Below are 21,207 nucleotides of genomic sequence, written 5' to 3'. Positions count from 1 at the left end.
AGCGCAAAAAGACCGGCAGCCCCAAAAGACCACCGGCACACTCGATCACTTCCCCTGCAGCTGTGCATTTCTCTCCTCAATCTCCCCCAGAACCACATCCCCGTACTTCTGGATCATTCTTGCCAGAAACTCTGCACACTTTTCCATGTTTAGCCTGGCCTGTTTCTCCGTCAGTCTGCCGGTATCGATCAGTTCAATTTTTCCCATAGCCAAAAACCACCTCCTACTGTTCCAAGGAGTCCTGGTCCCTGATTTTTTGACTTTCCGGACAAAAAAATAAACCCGCTGCCATCCACAGATTTCTCCGCAAACAGCAACAGGTTTCCCCTGATCATTTATTTACTTTATCATCCGTTCAATACCATCGGTCATACGGATTCCCACGCACCCTCTTTGTCTCTGGTGCCTTCTCAATACTCTTTTCAGCTTCTTCCCTCGTTGCAAACAGCCTGTGAGCCTTCACCTGTATTCCGCCGCCCGTATCTGTAAAACGTACCAGGAATATCCCGCCGGAACACCTGCGGATCTCCACTTCTCTCACATACCTGTTTGATTCCACAATATATGCAGTATCCCCGACTTTCATAAAATCACACTCCTGCACTCAAAACATCCTTCATCCTCACCAGAACAGGAAGCACCTGCCCGTCAGCAAATCTCCGTTCAAAAGAACCATTGAAAAAATGATCTTCTCTCAGCAGCATTGTCAGCAACGCCGTACAAAGTTCATAATCCGCTCCCGGAACACGTTTCAGTTCCTCATTACAGTCAATCGGCTCCGTAATCATGTAATCCCCATAATTTGTTTTCAAATCTCCTATTGTCTTTAACAGATCTGCATACAGATTCTCTTGTGGATTCTTTAATTCCAATATTTCCTGAATTTTTCGTAGTTTCTCTGACTTTGTCAATGCTATACACCACCTTGATAAACGCTCGAATATATGTTCTTTATATTTTAACATATACCCAATAATTATTCTAGCGCAAAATATATTCATGTAATATCCACAACAGCAAGGTTTCGTTGCGACTACGAAATTGATACAATTTAACGGTGCACACCCTTGTGAACACCCCTGTTCGCCTTTCGTTAAATAATTAAAATAGGCTACTCTTTTGCATATTTCTGATCAGCCTGTTTCTTCCATAAAAAAAGAGACATTGACATAATTTGATCAATATCTCTTCTGCTGCTTTGCTGAGACATATTCTTCCGACTGGATATACTCTCTCGGGGAAGCATCAAATTCATCCTTGACGGAATCCAGTCCATAATAAAACCGCTACCACACCGAAACAAAGGATATGTCTCTATTTTTGGTAAAACCATAGATGTAGGTTAATCATGTTTTTTTAATCAGCGTTTTGATACTCACTGTCTTCCCCAAATAGCTACCGAATTTGACCTCACGATCAATTCTTCGACAGGCAGACCAATCGGGCAAATGTTATGGCAAGCTAATGATTTCCCGCATCCCTCAAAATAATTTTCCTTATATTGAGTTGAAACCTCATTCCGATGGCTTATTTCCTGTTCTTCATTCAGAATCCGAAATGCGTTGACTGCAGCAACAGCGCCTGCGAAAGTCCCATTTGCAGAGAAGTTAGGACACACTTCAAGGCAGCAGCCACACATCAGACAGCGTGCCGACTGGTATCTCGGTTCATGTGTCCACGGATTCATATAAGCTTCACTTTCAAGCCAAAGGTTCAGTTTTTTCAAATTTTCAAACAGAATTGACCGGTCAACGATCAAATCTCTTACAAGCGGAAATTTGCTTAAAGGTTCCAAGGTGATTGTAGAACCTTTTAACGTATGTAGAAATGTAGAGCATGCCAGCCTCGGACGTTCGTTAATCAGCATGGCGCAAGCCCCACATTTTCGCACCATACAGCTACATTCCCAGTTGATGGGAGTAACTATATTCCCTGAATTATCTTTCAAAGGTGTTCTACTGTTCAATTCCTTTAGAACATTGGCAACAGAGCTGTTTTTGCTTCCGTCAAACTCAAATTCCTGCCAATAACTGTCTGATTTCTGACTCTCCTGCCGCCTGATTCTTATTTTATATACCAAGTGAATCACCGCCTTTCTGGAACAGGTACAAAGGAAATCTGTATCTGCTTTCCATCAAATCTGGCTACCGTTGTTTTAAGGTAATCATCGTCATTGCTCTTCGGATAATCCTCCCGCCAGTGTGCACCACGGCTTTCTTTTCTTGCAAGAGCACTCTTTAGAACTGCCATGCCAAGCAATGGAAGATTTCCTGTCAGCGCTTGTACCGTTTGAATCCCATTTAACAACGTATTCTCATTTCTGACAACGCCCATAGTATCCTGCATCACTTTGTTTAATTGCTTTATTTCTGAAATTTGAGACGTTGGTGGAAAATCTATCTGTGTCGCACAAGATAGATCTACTACATCTGCCTGTTCACATGCTGATTTTGCCGCAACACGTCCTCCGTATAACGCTCCTAACAGAGAATTTCCACCAAGACGGTTGGCACCATGATATTGGGCACAGCATTCTCCGGCAGCGTAAAGATTCTGAATCGGCGTTCTGTGCTGCTCATCCACCAGAATGCCTCCCATAAAATAGTGAATTCCCGGTAAAACAGACACCGGTTCCTTTCGTATATCTTTATGCAGATAGGTCATACAATCGTCTGCCAGACCAGATAGCTTATTTGAAATAATCTCCTCCGATATTTCCATCATGTCAAGAAATACCTCTGATTCATGGCTGACCTTCCATATCTCTCTGGCGGTAATATCTCGTGGCATCAGATTTCCAAGCTCCGGGTATTTTTCCTCCATGAAATACCATTGTTTTCCATCTTTCATGGCAAACAACCTGCCACCTTCCCCTCTGGCCGCCTCGCTGATGAGCATGCGTTTTCCACCACATTTCACAGTTGTCGGATGGTACTGGATCATCTCGCCATTTGCCAGAGGAACACCAAGCCGGAACAATTCTGCGGTGACTTCTCCTGTATTGCTCAGCGAACCCGTTGTATTTCCAAACAATCCGTGCATACCACCGGTGGCAACAATAACCGCATCCCCCGGTAATTCCACAGTCTCCTGACTGTATTCATCCCTGATTACGCAGCCACAACAAATATTGCCACACAGACGAAGTGTTAGGAAAGAATGATGGCTGAACCGTTCTACCATACCAGATGCTTCTTTCCTGCGAACAGCGTCTATCATAGCTGTCATGATCTGCTTCCCGGTATCGCTCTGTGCAAAAGCAGTCCGTTTCTTTTTCTGCCCGCCAAAATTCCGCAGATCCACATCATCATAGCCACTCATGTTAAATTGAACTCCAAGTTTTAGCAGCCAGTGCACCAGCTCCGGTGCTGCCTGTGTCATTCCCCAAACTGCATTTGGATCTGCCAGACCACATGCTGCCTTTATTGTATCTGTAAAATGTTCTTCGGGACTGTCGTTTTCATCTTTTGTATTCAAAGCTGCGTTGATTCCGCCCTCCGCCATAACAGACTGTGCCCGCTCTGACGGAAGGGAGGAAACCAGTTTTACATTGCATCCATTTTCCGCTGCCTGCAAAGCCGCTGAAAGTCCTGCCAGTCCTGCACCTATAATAATAATTGTCTTACTCATAGATATTGCCATCCAATATAATATAAAATAACCGCTCCCGCTATAAAAAGAAGAAGCACCGAAAGGATCAAATAAATATCACTCCTTCGTTCTTTATAACTGATGATTCCCAGTGATACGAGCAATGGGCGGATATTGATAAAAATATGAACAAAGATTGCCGCTACGAACAAAAGCTGAGTTACCATCTTTACAGTTGTAAAAGGGAACAAAATATATGTCCCATTCTGCACCTTTCCAAACAAGCCAATATGGAATAACAGCAGAATCAGTATTGCCATCCCACTGGCTCGTCTCGCCCAAAATATGACGTTTTGTTTCAGATACATTTTTCCTGATTGCTTCGCTGTCTGTAAACTCTGAACTGTCAGGATGACACCAATCACCGTATGCACAACAAGAATACCAACACCAATCCATGCAAGAAGTTTTCCTGCACTACTTCCAACTCCGTTCAGCATAAAGCTGCCCATGATTCCATGAATCATAAAAATGAGAAGCATTAAAACAGACAAAATCGTATTCCATTTTCTCATAAATTCCCGCTCACCTCATTTCTTCGCTGTCCATGATCATATAGTCCATCTGTGTTAGCGTTGTAACGTCAATAAAATCATCCGATGCCAGGAATACATCATACTTTCCACTTACCACTCTTGATAGCATCATTGTGTTACTGTACTCTTTCAGATCTACGGAAAAACCGGCCTGTTTCAACCTGTCACAGAGTTTCTTAGCATAACTGACAAGCGGATAATCCGTCTCAGATACATATAACCGAAAACTAATGTCCGTTTTCATGAGATCTGTTTCATTTGTTTCCGAATCGTCCAGTGCCAATTCTTTTAATTTATTCCGGGTGTTCTCGTTGTCGAGACCATCTGACATCATATTAATACCGAGAACATAAGAGCCTTCCAACTGTGCGGAGGCTTGAGCCGCCTTTTTTGACTTCGGTGTTGCTCCTGTGATTGCATCAATCATAGAGGGCGGTGAGTGCAAAAGTGCACCGAAACCTGCAAGAAAAACAATTGTAACTGCTAACAGAATCAATTTCCGTTTCACATTGCCACCTCGTTTCTTATTTTTTCAAAATCCTCATTGCGTTCAAGACGGCAATTATGGTAACGCCTACATCACCAAATACAGCTTCCCACATTCCAGCTATACCCAGAGCACCAAGGATCAGGAACACACTCTTAATTCCAAGGGCAATCACTATATTCTGCATGACAATTTGCTTTGTCGCTTTTGCCACATCAATCGCATCCACCAGCTTAGATGGTTCATCTGTCATCAGAACCACATCCGCAGCTTCAATGGCCGCATCTGAACCAAGACCACCCATTGCGATACCAACATCCGCACGAGCAAGGACAGGAGCGTCATTGATACCATCACCAACAAAAGCTAATTTGCTTCCCTGTCTCTTTTTACTGTCTAAAAGCTCAACCTTTTCCACTTTTTGATCAGGAAACAGTTGTGCATAATATTCATCCAACTGCAATTCTTCCGCAACAGCCTTTCCGATTTTTTCATCATCACCAGTAAGCATGACTGTTTTTTCCACACCGATATGTTTCAAATCAGAAATTGTTTTTTTGCTGTCCGGCTTTACTTCATCTGTTATCAGAATGCATCCGGCATATTGACCATCTACTGCTACATAAACCTTTGTACCAACTTTTTCACAGGCTGTGTACTCCACATGCTCTGAATCCATAAGTTTCGTATTGCCGGCATAAACTTTCTTCTTTCCTGCCATGGCACTGATTCCATATCCGGAAATTTCCTTGTAATCAGAGATAACTGATTGGTCAATTTCTTTTCCATAAGCAGAGAGAATGGATTTTGCAATAGGATGGTTAGAAAAGCTCTCTGCCTGGACCGCATACTCCAGAACCTGTTCTTTTGAAAATCCATTTGCAGGCAGAATATCAGTCACATTGAAAACACCCTTTGTAAGTGTTCCAGTTTTATCGAACACAATAATGCTGACATTATTAAGCGCCTCTAAATAATTACTTCCTTTTACAAGAACACCTCGTTTAGATGCCGCACCAATACCTCCGAAGAAAGTCAGCGGGATTGAAATGACCAATGCACATGGGCAAGATACCACAAGGAAAACAAATCCTCTGCGAATCCACTCTGTCCAACCTCCACCAAGAAGGATCGGTGGCAGAATTGCCAGAATAGCTGCTAAGATTACAACAACAGGAGTGTAATAACGTGCAAATGTAGTAATGAAATTTTCTGTTGGTGCTTTTCTACTGGACGCATTCTCCACAAGATCAATAATCTTTGAAGCAGTAGATTCACCAAATGCTTTCGTTGTCTTAATCGTTAAAACACCCGTCTGATTCATACAACCGGAAAGTGCTTCGTCTCCTTTATGAACGCTTCTCGGAACCGATTCTCCAGTTAAAGCCCTCGTATCCAGCATAGAATCTCCATCCAATACCACACCGTCTAATGGGATTTTTTCACCAGGCTTTACAATAATAATCTCGCCAATGGCAACACTTTCAGGAGATATGGTAATCAATTCTCCGTTCCTTCTGACTGTAGCACAATCCGGACGTATATCCATTAAATCTGATATAGATTTTCTGGAACGCTCAACAGCCAATGACTGGAAAAATTCACCAACTTGATAGAACAGCATAACAGCAACTGCTTCCGGATATTCACCAATGACAAAAGCACCAATCGTAGAAACGCTCATCAGGAAATGTTCATCAAACACACGTCCCTTTGAAATATTCCTCACAGCTTGCCATACAACATCCCCGCCAAGAATAATATAGGAGACAATGAGAAAAACTAACTCGACAGGCAGTGGCACTTTCGCAAAAACTGTCAATGCCATACCAATACCATAGATTGCTGCGCCAATCGCTAAACGAATCGTCAACTTCTTGTCCTCATTGTTATAGGATGTATTGGTATCCTGTTTTTTTGCAGGTATATAGTATTCCTGTGCAATTTCGGAAACTTCTACATCTGGCTCATGGCTGTGGACAATCGTTTCAATCTGACTGGCTATTGTATTTGCGGCAGCTGGAGCAACATTGATTGTCAGCGTCTGCTTCATCAAATTTACAACTGAGGATTGTACTCCATCCAATTCTCCGACTTCTTTTTCAATTTTTGCGGAGCAGTTTGGACAGTCCAAGCCCTTTAACAAATAACTCTTTGTAACGGGGATAATTGTTTCTTCCTGAACCTCCACACCCGGCTCATGGCTGTGGACAATCGTTTCAATCTGACTGGCTATTGTATTTGCGGCAGCTGGAGCAACATTGATTGTCAGCGTCTGCTTCATCAAATTTACAACTGAGGATTGTACTCCATCCAATTCTCCGACTTCTTTTTCAATTTTTGCGGAGCAGTTTGGACAGTCCAAGCCCTTTAATAAATAACTCTTTGTAACGGGGATAATTGTTTCTTCCTGAACCTCCACACCCGGCTCATGGCTGTGGACAATCGTTTCAATCTGACTGGCTATTGTATTTGCGGCAGCTGGAGCAACATTGATTGTCAGCGTCTGCTTCATCAAATTTACAACTGAGGATTGTACTCCATCCAATTCTCCGACTTCTTTTTCAATTTTTGCGGAGCAGTTCGGACAGTCCAAGCCTTTTAATAAAAATATTCGTTTCATAATGACCTCCTTGTAATTTGTTTAGTTGCTCAATTGCTCAACTATAACGCTAAAAATATTATTTCTGCCATAGATGCTCAAATCCCTTATCAATAATCTCTTTCACATGATCATCTGCCAGAGAGTAGTAAACTATCTGCGCTTCTCTACGGAATTTTACCAAATTCGCAAGACGCAATGCCTTTAACTGGTGTGAGATTGCGGATTTCGTTACCCCCAGTAGCACAGCAAGATCACATACACACATCTCACTCTGTTCCAGAGCGTGTAAGATTTGTACTCTGGTACCATCTCCAAATAGCTTAAATAAAGATGCCAACTGGATATAATCATCTTTGGGTTGCATCTTGGATTTCACATCATTCACAATATCCTCATGAATCACATCACAATTACAAATATAAGACGGTTTAGACATACACTTACCTCGTATAATCGAAGTTGAATAGTTGTTCAACTATGATTATATTCATTTTTTGTTCTATGTCAATAAGATTAGTAAATATCTTCTTGGATTTTTGTTTTTAACTGCTTAATACTTTTGTACCGCATCAAAGAATGTGTAGATGAGTTTGAATATAAATTCAAGGACTCCGAAACAGGAAAAATTAAAAAGTTCAAGATAACAGAAAAAAGGATTGTTACTTTTAATCCCAAACTAGCCAAGAAGCAGATATATGAGATTAACTTCTCTTTTTTCTTTTCGTAAAGATTCCTCAAAGTATCTTCCTTTTTCTGATATCTATAAATGAGCAAAGTTCGTGATTTTGCAGAAAAAAAAGATACCTCGATTCCGGATGTTATATTGAAAGCGACCAAAAGCTCCGTTTTTCGAATCAACGAAAAACTCCACAATGGCAAACAGGGCTTTGCCCTAACAAAAAAAAGCTTCACACCACGACCACCGCCGCAATGCAAAGCCTCATCACTCACTATTATATTCTTCGTCACAAAATCCAACGAGATCCACCCATCCCGCTCTTTCTCATATGCTTTCAGCAGCCCCCACTTTGATGCTCCGACACCGTCAGCCTCAGCAACAATAGTAAAACAGCCAACACCCGTATATTTTCCAACCTTCTCCTGATCCGTTCCCGGCTTCTTTCGTATATTCAGATCCGGAATCTCCACACGAACCAGATACGGACGAAACACCTCTTCCTGCTTCTTATCCACGGAACTGTACACTGCCTTTCCATTCTCATCAAACACCGAAAATCCCGGATGCTCGTCTGCACATTTCTTTGCATTGTCCAGCACCTGAAATGCTCCTGCCTGACTTCTAGCATCCTTCCAGTCTTTTCTCACCCGGTACCAGACCTTTTTCTCCACCTTCACGCCATCAAACCGTGTCAGCCCATACTTCTCAATGATGGCACAGATCTTCTGTACATAAAAACTGTCCGTTGCATAGCCGCCATCCTTAATGATCCGGACAGCCTTCCGGTAATCCTTCTCCCCGGCCAGTCCCGCATATCTCTTTTTCTTCCCATTCATTGCGCCCAGCAGATAAGCAGAATGATCCGCAATAGACTGCTCCACACAGACATACTTCCGGAAATCCGCAGTCACCGTGTACAGCTTTCCGGTTCCATCATCCTCCTGCGTCTTCTTCCGGTACTTATTGGTTCCATCCCAGATACTTCCATTCCAAGTATTCCCAGACAACACGCACTTCATCCCAAAACAGTTATTTGCCTTCTGCGCCAGTTCCGTCCTGCCATAACCCGATTCCAGAATAAACTGCGCCGCAGACACCGAAGCCAGAATCCCACTGGTTTTCATATCCTCTGCACACAGCACTCCAATCCGCTCCGCTGCCTTCTCATCGGAAATCCCCAGAAACACAGAAGCCTGCGTCCCTTCAGCTTTCCCAGACATAGCAGCCTTCACAGCTTTCCTGAATCCATCCATCGTATAAGGCAGTCCCAGACCTTTCCACAGATGCTCCGGATCTCCATGATTTGTAGCAATTCCCCTTGCGTGTCCCTCTCTATGGGAAATCACCACACCATCTGCCAGCGGATCCAGACCAAACTTCTTACAAAGCATGGCAAACAATTCCACCGCTACTTCATACGTCCGCACTGCCGATGCCCTTGCCTTCGCCAGATCGGAGCAGGTAAAACCAGATCCGCTTGTGTACCGGATGCAGGCAGGCTCACACATCTCCACACCAATATGCGTATTATTTCCACTTCCCTTACTACCGGAGCCACAGTGCCATCCCCTGTGGTTCCATGGCAATGCCTGATACACCGTTCCATCATTTCCATCAATAAAACCATGCACACATGCACTTCCAAAAGAAGTGTGATTCCAGGAATCAAGAAAAACCTGTGCTCTCGGCTGCGGACATCCAACCGAGTGAAGCATCAGGCCTTTTACAGTAATTTTTCTCCCTGCAGTATAGCAGGGATTCTTAGTCAGAAAACTTTCAACCAGTCTCATTCCCCATCACTTCCTTTCCCTCTGTCATGCAGCTGTTCCAACACATCTTTCATCTTCTGCGGGATCGGCAGCCCCAGATGTCCTGCATTCTCCAGCAAGCTCACACCCTCATTGGAAATATAGAAAAAGATCACCGCTGTCCTCAGCACGGATCCGTTCCCGATCACAGCCACATCCAAAATATTGGCCATTCCCACCAGCAGAAAAATCAGCACCTTCCTGCAGATTCCCCGGAATCCCACCTCACTGGAAAGCGTATGGTCCGCAAAAGCACACATCACCCCGGTCAGGTAATCGATCACCACAAAAGCGATCAGGGCATACAGAAGCCCGTCACAGCCTCCCATAAACCAGCCCAGCCATCCGCCTACAGCCATAAAAACCATCTGAATAAAGTTCCAAAATTCCTTCATGCCAGAATCCTCCTCCCATGAAAAAAGCAGCTCCCATTTCTGAGAACTGCCGTAAATAAGTTTTCTATCTTCATGCCTTGCGGCAGAAAGACCTACATTGTTTCCTCCGTCAGCGTATACGTGATCTTCATGGTCTTGTCCGTATTCTTCACCACTGCTGATGAAAGATTATTGATACTTGCCAGATAAGGTGTCAGAAGATAAGCACACCTGTTCTCCTTCCCGTAACTGCCACCCCACATAAACACAAAATTCTTATACTGGAACAAAGGCGTTGCCATAGCTTCAAACCTTGCGCTCCCCTGCGTTTTGATCACCCTGTCATCCGCCGTGATCTGGAAATCCCCTGCCACGATCATGTCCCCGAGCAGTGTCATATACACCTCACAGGAGCCGGCCTCGCCAAGAGATTTCAGCTTGGAAGTAAAGCCCAGCGGGATCAGTGTCACATCCGCTGAATTTGCAGTATTGATCTTATAAACTCCCTTCTTATCGTAAGAAGGCACATACAGATACCCCTTTCTCACACAGCATTTCACGCACCGTTCCGGATAGGAACCGTCCTTTGCCCTTGTGCCCACTTCCGAAAGCTTCGCCTTGGACAGTGTCCAGCTTCCCTCCGTAAAGGAATAATCCTTTTTGGAGATCCGGATCCACACCATCTTCGCATCCCCGGAAGCATTCGGCTCATTGGAAAATCCATACCAGTATCCGTCATGCCCGTCCATAAACTCCCCGTACTTTGTATAATCCCCCAGGAACGTAAAGCTTTCCGTTGTCAGTGTCTGCTCTTCCAGTACGGTATAAGTGGTATCATCCAGCTTCTCATTCAGCCCGATGTTAAACACCGGGATCCTGATCTTCGTAATGGTCACACTGGAAGTCCCAAAGGTAATGGAATACAGCAGGTTCTTTTCAAAATCCAGCTCCACTGCCTCAAACAGTGTCATCTGCTTTGCCTTCGGGATATCCCCGATATCCACCTTTTTCAGAAGCAGGAACGTGCTGGCATCCCCTGCCGCACTGCCAAAAGCATTCTGCCCGCCCAGTGCACTGGTCAGTGCCACCGCTGCAATATTTCCATTCCCCTGGCTGGGAGTGAACTCCCACACAAACTTATATCCATTGTCCAGCTTCTTGCTCTCCGTCTGGTTCAGGCTTCCCCTCGCCACATTGGAACCGGAATTAACATTGTTGGAAGCATAAGCCACCGGCAGGTTCTTCCCCTGCTCGTAAATATGATCCGCCTTTTCTTCCAGCACTGCCGGAAACAGCAGGATCCCCCCGATCATGTTCGGGCAGATGGGAAGCAGCGTCCCGTTCCACAGAACAGAATTGTCATACTCCCCGCTGGCTTTCAGATAAATCCCCATGGGATTCAGCCCCAGAATATTATTCACCGCCTCCGTGATCATGTTCGTCTCCTGCACGGTTTCCACCGCACCCGTATTCGTATCGGTCAGTTCAATGACCATTTCACCTTTCAACTTCATCACACACCCTCCATTTCTACCGGCCTGCAAAAACCGCTGATTCCCGCTCTCTCAGCAAAATACACCTCAAAGCCTCTGTTCACCGTCTCCTTCATCTGCATGGACAGCGAATCCCGGAAGCCATTTACATCCAGTCCTCCGCCAATGGCAAATCTCCTGGTATAATCTTCCACCTCAAGCTTTCCGTCCCAAGCTTCCCCAGCCGCCATTGCCTGTCCACTGACAGAAGCAATGCAGTCTCCCACATCAACCGTCCCGCTGCCATTCTCCATCCAGAGATACACATTGAATGTATTCGTATAATTGGCAACGATCTTCTCAATGGGATAATACAGCGACAAAATATGTTTCCCGGAATGCCAGGTCTCCACCGGACAATGCTCCACAATCTCCTCGTTATTAAATTCAAAGACCACATGGCAGACCGCCTGCCCGTCCTCCTGCCACTTCACCGGCAGGCTCACATCCACAGAAACCTCCGAACCACTCCCGGTTCCGGATCCGGAATCCGAGCCACCAGCGACATCATCCGTACTCCCTGTATTCTCATTCCCGGAAGTATTTCCAACTTCATTCCCTGCCGCATCATTTTCAGAACTTCCTGCATCCGATGTCTCCCCGGTTCCATCAGAACCACCCGTACCACTTCCAGTTCCACTGCCGCTTCCGCCCGGAAATGGAATCACCACAGTCCCGGAAGCCTCCGCAGACCGTTCCACCGGATCCGCAGCCACATCCACAACAACCTGCGCAAAAAACTGCATGTGGTTTTCCTCAGAAGAAGCAAACTGGATACTGATCAGCTTCACCCTGGTCTGCCCGATCTCATGCTCGGAAGCATTGGTAAACGTATGAATCCCGATCTTCCCAGTCTTCGCGTTGTCTTCAATCTGGTTCAGCAGCCCCGAAATATTCTTGTCGTTCCTTGACTTCGCCTGAGCCAGCCTTGGGTTCTTCCCCACACATTTCAGGCTCTGCTTTCCCCCGATCTTCTGCCTGATGGAAGTGATACAGGTGATCTGTCCCTCATCCGCCTGTCCTCCTGCAAACGTCAGCACATCCCCCGGATCCAGGGCAGGGTTCCCGATGGTATCCGAATCAAACGGCACATACCGGATCACGGACAGATCTGTCAGGATATTCCTGCACAGCATCTCTCTGGTCTCCTTTAACCCAAACTGCAGAAGCGGATTCACTCCCAGATTCATGGTCAGCCCGTTATCCGGATCCAGCGCATAATACTCCGCAATCTGCGTCTGCTTGTTGGTGGAACTCACTGCCGTGTACCTGGTAATAAAATCCGAAAAACTGGAAGAAAAACGGTGTCTCTGCTCCACCTTCATCACAGGATCCTTCCCGTACTTTCTCAGTTCCAGTTTTCCCTCCCTGTTGATAATAAAGAAACCTCCCAGAACCTGTGCCACATAAAACAGCACGTCCCGGCAGGTCTCAATATCATTTTCAGTATAAACAGAAAGCGTCACCCCGCCATTCGGCATGGCATCAATCTCCGCCCTCTTATTCGCAAACTCCACTTTACACCGCTTACAGCACAAAGTAATAAAATCATAAGCAGTCCCCACAGTCTCAAATCCGTTGAAACTCTTATCAAACCGCAGCATAAAATCATACGCCTTCAGTTCCAGGCACTTCGCCAGACGGTTCGCCTCACTGACCTCAAAAACTCCCATCGGCACATCTTCCACCGAACCATCCGCCAGCACCAGATGAAACACCAGCGTCACCAGTGCATCCTCCAGCGTATACCTGTCAATATCACTCAGAAGTGTGATCCCCATCTCCGCCGCATACACCGTCCCCAGTTCAATCTCCGTACTCCCGCAGCACTGCCTGGAAATATATCCGGAACCCTTCACAATCTCCTTCGCCCCGAGCTCATACGTCATTCCGCCTTTGGTAACGATCGTACCCGTCCAGTAATATTTTCTTGTATTGCTCTTCACAGCCCTCAGAAACCCATCCGACACCGGATACATCCCGCCACCTCCATTTCCCCACGAAAAAGGCACCAGCCAACCAGGTGACTGATGCCTTCGTAAATATAATCATCCTATCTGTTGTAAGTCCAGTGTTTCAGGTACCATTCATGCAGTTCTTCTGTTGTTTTACAGCAGTCTGCAATTTCTTCTCCCTGTGATATCTACCGGCAGGTTTCCCGTCTGAATGTAGCAATATCCAATGCACAAAACTTGTATGTTCCGCCTCGTCTGTGCATCACTTCATCATCACACTGGAACTCAAAATAATCATCCCCGTCCAGAACAACCTTTCCTGTCAGGTTCCACACCCCTGACCACGGAGGACCATCATCCCCCGGAACACAGAAGGACAGCCTTCCATCTTCCAGAATAACAGGAGCCACCGCAATATTTTTCATCCGCGGCATATATGGCTGTTCAAACCAATACGCTTTCCTCTCATCCATTTCTCTTCATCTCCGTGATAACCAACTTCCCTGCAAGCTGGAATTTATTTGGAAGATTTTATTATCCATTCATCAAGAAATTTCATTTGTTCATCCGTATGAAACCAATGCTCTCCATTTTTCATAATAGAAAATGTTGAATTAGTCCTCTGTACAAATTCAAATATCGTTCCATAAGCGGTAAGATTATCTTTTTCACCATACAAAATGTGCGTTGGGATTTCCCATATAATAGGATTTTCTCTTGCATAGCAAAGATAATCCCATGAAAGAGTCTCTCCAAAGGTTGTCTGAATTTCTTTTTTCTCTTTGAGTTCATCCTCTGTAACATTTGCCCAAATCATCATATCAGCAATAAGCCTTTCCATATCTACAACGGGCGAAATAAAATATGCTTTCTCTATTTGCTGATTTGATAAGGCATTGATAGCAAAATACGCTCCAATGCTATTGGCAATTACTTCAACCGTCTTGTAGTTTCTATAAATTGAATTAAAAAGTAATGGAAATTCTTCTTTTGCTTCCCATGGAAACTGTGCAGTATAGTCGAGACCAATCACATCACAATTACTAAAGAGCGGTTTGTAATGAATAGCTTCTTCAGCATTACCACCTTTTCCATGTATATAAATAACTGTTTTATCCACAATAGTTATCCTCCACAAATTCAAATTGTTACACTTAAAAAAGCGGAATTTCACCATCATAGTTTTCTGCTTTTTCCAATAGCGGTCCTTTAGCTCCCATCGTAAACGCGATGTCGCTACTACGGATAGAGAGCAGCTCCATTCCGGGTCTCACCTTCAAAAAATCCATCATTTTCTTCGTAAGAAGAATTTGCCCCTCCTGTGAAATCTCTACCCAGCAGTAGGAACGCCCCTTGTATTTGATAAATTCGCCAGAACCTGCTGAGTAGTCAAGCAACGGTGGAGTATCGTCCAAAATGTGACCAAGTTTTGACGGATGCAAAAGGCCTTTCCGGGTGACGCAGAAGCCACCGGTAATCTTACTTCCGGTAAAAAGATATACTTTTCCTTCATCTGCAATGTGATATTCTTCCATTGCCTGCGGTGGAATCCGCAATGTTCCATCCGTCCGAATGAGTGATTTCCCGAAAATAAATTTTCCTCCCTTATTCATTTGTGGCATAAAAACACCTCCTGAAATTCCGATTTTAATGTCTCTATTATACCATAATGATACTATTATAAAAAAGGAAAAAGAGCTCCTTCGAGCTCTTTTGATTCAGTTCTGTAAACTGGAATTTTCAAATTAGTCTTTGCAAATAACCTTTGAACCTTCACCGTCAATTACAATTCCCTGACGGTTGTTAATTGGGCATAGATTCAAATCCGAAAACTCAGTCATTATTTTCTCGGTAACTTTCTTAAATGGTGCTGTAAGATAATGCGGAAGAACATAGAAATCAATCAAATCAAGCCCTGCATCATCTTCTTGTGAGTAGTCCTCCGGCTTTTCATCCATCTGCTGGATATATTGGATGCTTGGAGCGCATATAATTGCGCCTGCCGACTCGCCGATCATCAATTTTCCATTTGCCAATTCCTTTTTCAGCAGCCCATCAGTTCCCGTTTTACGGAGTCGGTCCATAAGAAAAAAAGAATTTCCGCCGGTAAAATATATCACATCTGCATCTTCAAAAACAGACTGTATCGTTGAATAAGCCTCCGTTGAAATATCAATTTCAGTTACGATTGCTCCCAACTTTTTGAATAATTTTCGAGCCGAGCCGACATAACCGGTGTAGCCTTCACGCAGCGAAGCTGTTGGAATAAATGCGACTTTCTTATTTTCAATTTCTTCCTTTATCAGACTTCCTACACTTGAAAAATGCGAACATAAAAATAGTTTCATCAATATTCTCCTTTATAAATTCCGATTGAGATTTCACCTGTTTTAGGGAATTTAATAACTGTTATATTTTGTTATTAAATTCTCTGCAAACCCTTGAAAACACTGGATTTATCGCAGGTGAGCTTTCCCTTATTGTTTCCCTTGTGTTATATCGTCCCGTCAGCGTTTACGAACTCTGATAAGGGCAAATACAAGGGCAAGAAAAATCTATAAAACAGTATAACACAAAATAAAAGTGACATGGTGAACTGATTGAAATGCTTCTGATTTTTGTAACAAATGACTGATTGAATGATAAGGAGATTCTATACGATGAGAACAATATTTGCAGAATACAATCCACACAGAAACAGCATTGATATTTATACTTCTGCTGGTTATATGCTCCGCATTGACTGTTGGGAAGCCGAAAAGGATTTAAAAACCACACCCGGATCAGACTGTGCATTGAACGCACTTGCCATTGATAAACCGCTTGAATATGCAAAATTATATCTTGATGAAACAATGCAGATATGGGTAGATGCAGAAGATTCATTAGAACTATGGTGATTTTTTCAACAGCACTAAGGTTACTTTTTCCCAATCTCATTTATTGAGAATCGTCTTTTTACCGTGCATATATATTCAATATCTTTTTATCTATTATAATGAAATCAAGGGCTGGTCTAATGCCAGCCCTACAAAAATGAAAATTCACATAGAAAATAAATTTACAATTTTTCCGATATAAACCTGTTATCAACAAATACAAACATAATTTATATTATCGTATCTATTGATATGATATGTATTTCAAAGAGTTACCAGAAGTTTTTGAAAACTTTTCCCTTGTGATATTATCTAAAGCTCCTAATTTTATACTTTTCCCATGATGGAGCAGCTTATTTGACCGTATCTTTAATAGCTGTATTTTTGTAATTAGATGTAACACCACCGGATTTTCATCCGTTGAATCATCCGCATATTTAAGACAATAAGAAAGACCGGTGCCATTACCTCCTGTCCACAACATATTATCTGTTGTGAATATCTGATATACCTTCGGTGTTTCTGCCGTATAAAATGTCTTTTCCCCAGATGCAGGCGTTTTCATATTATTGCCTTTTTGTTGGCGGTACATTGAAGATACCGTATTTAGACCAGAACCAATGTGCATACTTCTGTTCCTCCAATCATTTTATCTGAATTGTAAATGTACTGCTTCTCTGACTGTTTTCAGTGTCCTTGAAATAGTGTCAAAAAGAGGTGCTATGCCTGGCTTAACTACCGTATGTTTTGCACGGTCTTTTACATCATGCACTCCAAATCCGTAACACATATTTCTGCCCTCTGCGGAAAAATTCACGGTATCTCTGTCTTTATGTACATTTGAACTGCTTTTTTCTGCATTTATGTGTTCCCGCATTTCAGAATTTATTTTATATCCATCATACTGAAACGCCTTACTCTGCCTACTGTAAACTTCCAACGACATATCCGTGTCCTCCTCAGATTTTCGTATCTAATGTAGATAATAAATCTACATTATCGTATTCCGCTTGAGTATATGCTCTTACCACTGAACTACTGTTTTCTGACATTTCACTAATATACTCATCTCTATCTTTGCGTTTCTCACGCAATTCTTCCAAATATTCTTCATCTCTTTTTCGTTTCTCACGCATTTTCTCTAAGTATTCTTCTTGCTCACGTTTTTTGTCCCGTCTACTTTTTGCTGCTTTTTGTTGATTTTGTGTACTCAATACATCTGAACTTTTATTTGACGAATTAGCTGTTCTCATACCACCACATGAAGATTGCCGATTTCCATTAGCATCATATGTAACTGTCCTGCCTCCCAACTCTACACCGTCACGCTTTGCAAAAGAATATACTTGTGAATTTGCTGCAACCTCTCCGGATAAATTCCATTCTATTTCTTTTGCGAATTCCGGATCATTAGCCATTTTTTTCAAACAGTCATAAGAAAGATTTACGACCACTTTATTGGAATTGCAAGGCACAACACCGCCGTTGGTATTAAAACTTATTTGCGGAAACTTTTTACATAATTTTTCATAATATTCTTCCACACTATTAGAATTGTGTTTTGTGTCACATAAGGGTGCGGGTAATAAGGCGCACTTGCAGCCTGTTACGCATTTCCTCGTCCACATAGGAATAGGTATTGCCCGCGTCGTCTTTCAGCGTGCGGGTACAAAGTTTCGCTATGTAACCCTCGTAATGCTTCAAGATCGCGCACATGGCGGTTGTGTCGCCGTTTGCCGCTGCGGAAATGACAGGGAACGGCAACAGATTTTCAGATTTCCTAACGGTATTCATCATCTGCTTTTCCCTCCAAATACTGTTTGATTTTCGCAAGCGCGGATTTCCTGTGCCGGAAAACCGTCGTGCGTACAACATTCAGCAGTTCAGCAATTTCCGCGTCGCTCATGTCCAAGAAGTAGGACAAAAGGATAATGTCGCGTTTCCTTTCGGGCAAAGCGTTAAGGGCTTCGGCAAGCAGTTCATTTTTGACGAGTACATCAAAGCCGGACACTTGAAAACGGAAATAATCGCTTTTGTATTCGTCCGTTGTGAAAAGCTGCGCGAGTTCGCTTTCGCTCAAATCCGAAAAAGGTACTTCGCGTGCTGCGCGTTTCGCAAGAGTGCGGCGGTGGCTTTTCGCTTCGCCAACCAAAGTTTTCTTTGCTAATGCGTCGTACTGATGTTGTATTCTTTCCTTGTCGGAAGAAGATAGCTCCATAGAGTTCACCTCCTTCCCGCGTGGAGTAGAGGACGGGAGTTAAGGGCTTGTCCTCTCTGCCCCTTTCGCTCCGTACCCGTTCGGGAGATGGCTCTTGAGTGCGTTTTTCAGAAAAAAGTTGAAAAAAGCAAAATGCGCCCGTCCGCAAGACGCGGACGAGCGCAAAGGAAATGTAAGAAGTATTTAGATGTATTGACAGTTCATACTCATAGCCGGAATATCCCGCTTGCGGAGCATAGCTTTTTTTGACCGCAAAGCATTAGGCGGGTTACAGTAAATAAAAATGGACACGGCGATACCTCCCCGATACCGCCGTATCCTTAAAAAAGGGCGACTTTAATACACTACCCGCAATCCATTCTATAATAGGGAACAGCGGCTTTTGCGCAATATTAAATAAAAAAGCCGATAACACATAGGTTTTTTGACCTAATGCGTTATCGGCTCTGCGTCTATGCGTCTGGCACTTTTAATCATTTTTTTTTGAATTTATTATATGTGTTAGCTAACTGTCCACAAGCCGCGTTAATCTCTCTGCCATGAGAAACTCTCATAGTAACTTCAAGTCCTGCTTGCTCTAATTGATGTTTGAATGCAACTATTTCCCGTTTCTGTGGTGCTTTAATTCTTGAATTGCTTGTTGGGTTGTATTGTAACACGTTAATCATAACTTTTTTGCCCCGAAACCATTTTGCAAGTTGTCTTACATCTGAGGGCCGGTCATTTATACCCGGTAAAAGCAAATACGCAAAGACAATTTTGCGATTATGCCTTTCAGAATAGGATAAGGCTTGCTTAACAACATCTTCAATAGCATATATGCGCATGTGAGGAATAATACGATTTCTTGCAGATTGTGTTGCTGCGTGTAAAGATATTGTCAACTGAATTTTAAGATGTTCCTCGCGCAATTTTTTTAATTGATCGACCGGACCAACTGTTGATATGGTAATGCCGTCGGTTGGAAAGTTGAGCCCATATCTATCTCGGAGAATATGGATTGCTTTTATCAAGTTGTCATAATTGAATAAAGGCTCTCCCATACCCATAAAAACGATACGGTTTACTTTTCGACGCAACAATATAATCTGTTGTACGATTTCTGACGATGTTAGATTACGAACAAAGCCATTTCGCCCGGACTCACAAAAAATACAACCAACAGGACAACCGACTTGTGTGCTCACGCAAACAGTTCCACCATCTCGCCGCTTGATAAAAACCGTTTCAATGTATTTGTTGTCTTTCAGTTCGTAAACATACTTTTCAGTATCACTGCTTTTGCAAATATTTTTTACCAACATTGATAGATTTTTTTTGCGTGGTAATTGCTTATATAATTCTTCATATAAGGCTTTTGCTTCATTCTCGCCAATAACTTCCGACATTTCTTTGTAAGTAAATCCGTATGGATCATTCCGTACTTCCGCAGGCGTATATTTAGGTAAACGTTTCATTTTTATATCCTTTCTTCTAAATAATAAAAGTTTGTTTTTCTGTATTTTTGATTACAATCTCTAATTTTTCTACATCAATGATATGCGTCAATTTGCATTTAGGGCAGAAAAGAGGAAAATCTTTTAATACAGTATTATGAAATACTTGAACTCTCGTCTTTCCGTTACAAATCGGACATTTTATCCAATATTTTTTAAGCATTATATTTCACTCGTCCTTTTTACACAAAAAAATGCAGGTCAATCCTCAACATGAGCATTGACCTGCATTTATAATGCACAGAGCAGTACAACAAAACTAAGGCATAGCTTGCACTATGTCTATACTATATCTATACGTCGTTAGTTTTTTGTATAGCATCCGCAAAATAAGCATGACAAAAAAGCCCATGTTGAAAATGGGAAAATCCTTTTTTTCAATGCTTATCTAATACGCATGCTATGCAACATAAACGCCGCCTCCTTTTACATAAATTTTATTTTATCAGAAAATCAGTCTACTGTCAATACACAACAGGAAGTATTTAACCTAATGATATGAATTGTGTGGACATATCCAAAAAGAAAGGTGAACTGTAAAATGTAACAGGGTGAATGAAAATGGCAAAAAGACCCGTACCATTGTACGACTTTAAGGCTTTCGGGGCAGCTATAAAAGCCGCGAGAAATGAATACGGCGAGAGCCGCAAAAAGGTAAGCGACGAGTTATATATTTCCCCGCGCTACCTTGCGAATATCGAGAACAAGGGACAACAGCCGAGTTTACAGGTATTCTATGACCTTGTAACCCGGTATCATATTTCGGTAGATCAATTTTTCTTCCCGAACAGCAATGCGGAGAAATCCACCGGGCGGCGGCAGCTTGACGCGCTGCTGGACGGTATGAGCGATAAAGGCATACGGATTGTAACCGCAACGGCAAGGGAGATAACAGAAGTCGAACAAGCAGAGGACTAACCTCACAATATGGGAAGCAGGAGATTGCAGCGCATAGGGGCTGCAATCTTTTTTTGCGCCAAATTAGAA

Annotated in this window: 26 protein-coding genes; 2 read left to right on the top strand and 24 right to left on the bottom strand. The window is 43.1% G+C overall.

The window, feature by feature from the left end; all coding sequences use genetic code 11:
* Nucleotides 1–45: 45 nt before the first annotated feature.
* The 17 genes from DWW77_RS18025 to DWW77_RS08035 form a co-directional block, all read right to left on the bottom strand.
* A complete protein-coding gene (locus tag DWW77_RS18025; RefSeq protein WP_158565318.1) occupies nt 46–207 on the bottom strand; it encodes a hypothetical protein in 162 nt (53 codons plus the stop codon).
* A 148-nt stretch (nt 208–355) separates the two neighbouring features.
* Nucleotides 356–586 (bottom strand): hypothetical protein, encoded by a 231-nt coding sequence (locus DWW77_RS08110; RefSeq protein ID WP_118608473.1) that lies wholly within the window; start codon nt 584–586, stop codon nt 356–358.
* Nucleotides 587–590: 4 nt separating this feature from the next.
* The gene (locus DWW77_RS08105) at nt 591–812 is read right to left on the bottom strand and encodes a DUF6508 domain-containing protein (RefSeq protein WP_182431206.1); all 222 of its coding nucleotides are present in this window, start codon (nt 810–812) and stop codon (nt 591–593) included.
* Between the two features lie 563 nt (nt 813–1,375).
* A complete protein-coding gene (locus DWW77_RS08100) occupies nt 1,376–2,089 on the bottom strand; it encodes a succinate dehydrogenase/fumarate reductase iron-sulfur subunit (RefSeq protein WP_443648352.1) in 714 nt (237 codons plus the stop codon).
* Nucleotides 2,086–3,630 carry an FAD-binding protein gene (locus DWW77_RS08095; protein WP_118608470.1) on the bottom strand — a complete coding sequence of 515 codons (1,545 nt, stop codon included), beginning with the start codon at nt 3,628–3,630 and terminating at the stop codon, nt 2,086–2,088. Before DWW77_RS08095 ends, DWW77_RS08100 begins: the two co-directional genes overlap by 4 nt.
* Complete coding sequence (locus DWW77_RS08090) at nt 3,627–4,166, bottom strand: hypothetical protein (RefSeq protein WP_009203875.1); 540 nt, start codon at nt 4,164–4,166, stop codon at nt 3,627–3,629. The genes DWW77_RS08095 and DWW77_RS08090 overlap by 4 nt, the downstream gene beginning before the upstream one ends.
* A 10-nt stretch (nt 4,167–4,176) precedes the next feature.
* Entirely contained in the window at nt 4,177–4,695 is a 519-nt protein-coding gene (locus DWW77_RS08085) for a DUF6921 family protein (protein ID WP_118608469.1), read from the bottom strand.
* 16 nt (nt 4,696–4,711) lie between these two features.
* Nucleotides 4,712–7,297: a heavy metal translocating P-type ATPase gene (locus DWW77_RS08080; RefSeq protein WP_118608468.1), complete on the bottom strand. Its 2,586-nt coding sequence runs from the start codon at nt 7,295–7,297 to the stop codon at nt 4,712–4,714.
* A gap of 58 nt (nt 7,298–7,355) precedes the next feature.
* Entirely contained in the window at nt 7,356–7,715 is a 360-nt protein-coding gene (locus DWW77_RS08075; protein WP_021650476.1) for an ArsR/SmtB family transcription factor, read from the bottom strand.
* A 77-nt stretch (nt 7,716–7,792) separates the two neighbouring features.
* Nucleotides 7,793–9,748 carry a glucosaminidase domain-containing protein gene (locus DWW77_RS08070; RefSeq protein ID WP_286188004.1) on the bottom strand — a complete coding sequence of 652 codons (1,956 nt, stop codon included), beginning with the start codon at nt 9,746–9,748 and terminating at the stop codon, nt 7,793–7,795.
* Nucleotides 9,745–10,161, bottom strand: coding sequence for a phage holin family protein (locus DWW77_RS08065; RefSeq protein WP_021650473.1), 417 nt, complete (start codon nt 10,159–10,161; stop codon nt 9,745–9,747). Before DWW77_RS08065 ends, DWW77_RS08070 begins: the two co-directional genes overlap by 4 nt.
* Before the next feature lie 92 nt (nt 10,162–10,253).
* Nucleotides 10,254–11,654 carry a hypothetical protein gene (locus DWW77_RS08060; protein WP_118608467.1) on the bottom strand — a complete coding sequence of 467 codons (1,401 nt, stop codon included), beginning with the start codon at nt 11,652–11,654 and terminating at the stop codon, nt 10,254–10,256.
* Nucleotides 11,654–13,651, bottom strand: a complete 1,998-nt coding sequence (locus DWW77_RS08055; protein ID WP_118608466.1) for a hypothetical protein — start codon at nt 13,649–13,651, stop codon at nt 11,654–11,656. The genes DWW77_RS08060 and DWW77_RS08055 overlap by 1 nt, the downstream gene beginning before the upstream one ends.
* Before the next feature lie 164 nt (nt 13,652–13,815).
* Entirely contained in the window at nt 13,816–14,100 is a 285-nt protein-coding gene (locus DWW77_RS08050) for a hypothetical protein (RefSeq protein WP_021651675.1), read from the bottom strand.
* Nucleotides 14,101–14,144: 44 nt separating this feature from the next.
* Nucleotides 14,145–14,747 carry an alpha/beta hydrolase gene (locus DWW77_RS08045; protein WP_110102471.1) on the bottom strand — a complete coding sequence of 201 codons (603 nt, stop codon included), beginning with the start codon at nt 14,745–14,747 and terminating at the stop codon, nt 14,145–14,147.
* A gap of 34 nt (nt 14,748–14,781) precedes the next feature.
* Entirely contained in the window at nt 14,782–15,249 is a 468-nt protein-coding gene (locus DWW77_RS08040) for a hypothetical protein (protein ID WP_005340973.1), read from the bottom strand.
* Between the two features lie 123 nt (nt 15,250–15,372).
* The gene (locus DWW77_RS08035; protein ID WP_021651673.1) at nt 15,373–15,975 is read right to left on the bottom strand and encodes a Type 1 glutamine amidotransferase-like domain-containing protein; all 603 of its coding nucleotides are present in this window, start codon (nt 15,973–15,975) and stop codon (nt 15,373–15,375) included.
* 291 nt (nt 15,976–16,266) lie between these two features.
* Here DWW77_RS08035 and DWW77_RS08030 point away from each other — a divergent pair, with 291 nt between their 5' ends.
* Nucleotides 16,267–16,527 carry a DUF6061 family protein gene (locus DWW77_RS08030; RefSeq protein WP_435387716.1) on the top strand — a complete coding sequence of 87 codons (261 nt, stop codon included), beginning with the start codon at nt 16,267–16,269 and terminating at the stop codon, nt 16,525–16,527.
* A gap of 223 nt (nt 16,528–16,750) precedes the next feature.
* On the opposite strand, the gene DWW77_RS18480 is transcribed toward DWW77_RS08030, so the two are convergent.
* The 7 genes from DWW77_RS18480 to DWW77_RS07995 all read right to left on the bottom strand — a co-directional run bounded on the left by DWW77_RS18480 (nt 16,751) and on the right by DWW77_RS07995 (nt 20,383).
* Nucleotides 16,751–17,134, bottom strand: a complete 384-nt coding sequence (locus tag DWW77_RS18480) for a hypothetical protein (RefSeq protein WP_230328618.1) — start codon at nt 17,132–17,134, stop codon at nt 16,751–16,753.
* Between the two features lie 21 nt (nt 17,135–17,155).
* Entirely contained in the window at nt 17,156–17,452 is a 297-nt protein-coding gene (locus DWW77_RS08020) for a hypothetical protein (protein WP_022154349.1), read from the bottom strand.
* A gap of 13 nt (nt 17,453–17,465) precedes the next feature.
* Nucleotides 17,466–18,050: a DUF6033 family protein gene (locus tag DWW77_RS18020; protein WP_022154350.1), complete on the bottom strand. Its 585-nt coding sequence runs from the start codon at nt 18,048–18,050 to the stop codon at nt 17,466–17,468.
* Between the two features lie 22 nt (nt 18,051–18,072).
* The gene (locus tag DWW77_RS08010; RefSeq protein ID WP_117494835.1) at nt 18,073–18,303 is read right to left on the bottom strand and encodes a helix-turn-helix domain-containing protein; all 231 of its coding nucleotides are present in this window, start codon (nt 18,301–18,303) and stop codon (nt 18,073–18,075) included.
* Entirely contained in the window at nt 18,287–18,724 is a 438-nt protein-coding gene (locus tag DWW77_RS08005) for a sigma-70 family RNA polymerase sigma factor (protein WP_003502131.1), read from the bottom strand. Before DWW77_RS08005 ends, DWW77_RS08010 begins: the two co-directional genes overlap by 17 nt.
* 473 nt (nt 18,725–19,197) lie before the next feature.
* Nucleotides 19,198–20,181: a 23S rRNA (adenine(2503)-C(2))-methyltransferase RlmN gene (gene rlmN / locus DWW77_RS08000; protein WP_002584956.1), complete on the bottom strand. Its 984-nt coding sequence runs from the start codon at nt 20,179–20,181 to the stop codon at nt 19,198–19,200.
* A gap of 16 nt (nt 20,182–20,197) precedes the next feature.
* Nucleotides 20,198–20,383, bottom strand: a complete 186-nt coding sequence (locus DWW77_RS07995) for a cysteine-rich KTR domain-containing protein (protein WP_003431289.1) — start codon at nt 20,381–20,383, stop codon at nt 20,198–20,200.
* 398 nt (nt 20,384–20,781) lie between these two features.
* On the opposite strand from DWW77_RS07995, the gene DWW77_RS07990 reads away from it, so the two are divergent.
* A complete protein-coding gene (locus DWW77_RS07990) occupies nt 20,782–21,138 on the top strand; it encodes a helix-turn-helix transcriptional regulator (protein WP_044942672.1) in 357 nt (118 codons plus the stop codon).
* The last annotated feature ends 69 nt before the right edge of the window (nt 21,139–21,207 follow it).

Source organism: Ruminococcus sp. AF17-12, from assembly GCF_003479245.1.
Taxonomy (GTDB): Bacteria; Bacillota; Clostridia; order Lachnospirales; family Lachnospiraceae; genus Blautia_A; species Blautia_A fusiformis.
The sequence above is the reverse complement of the archived record's forward strand: the minus strand, read 5'-3'. Positions and strand labels throughout refer to the sequence as shown.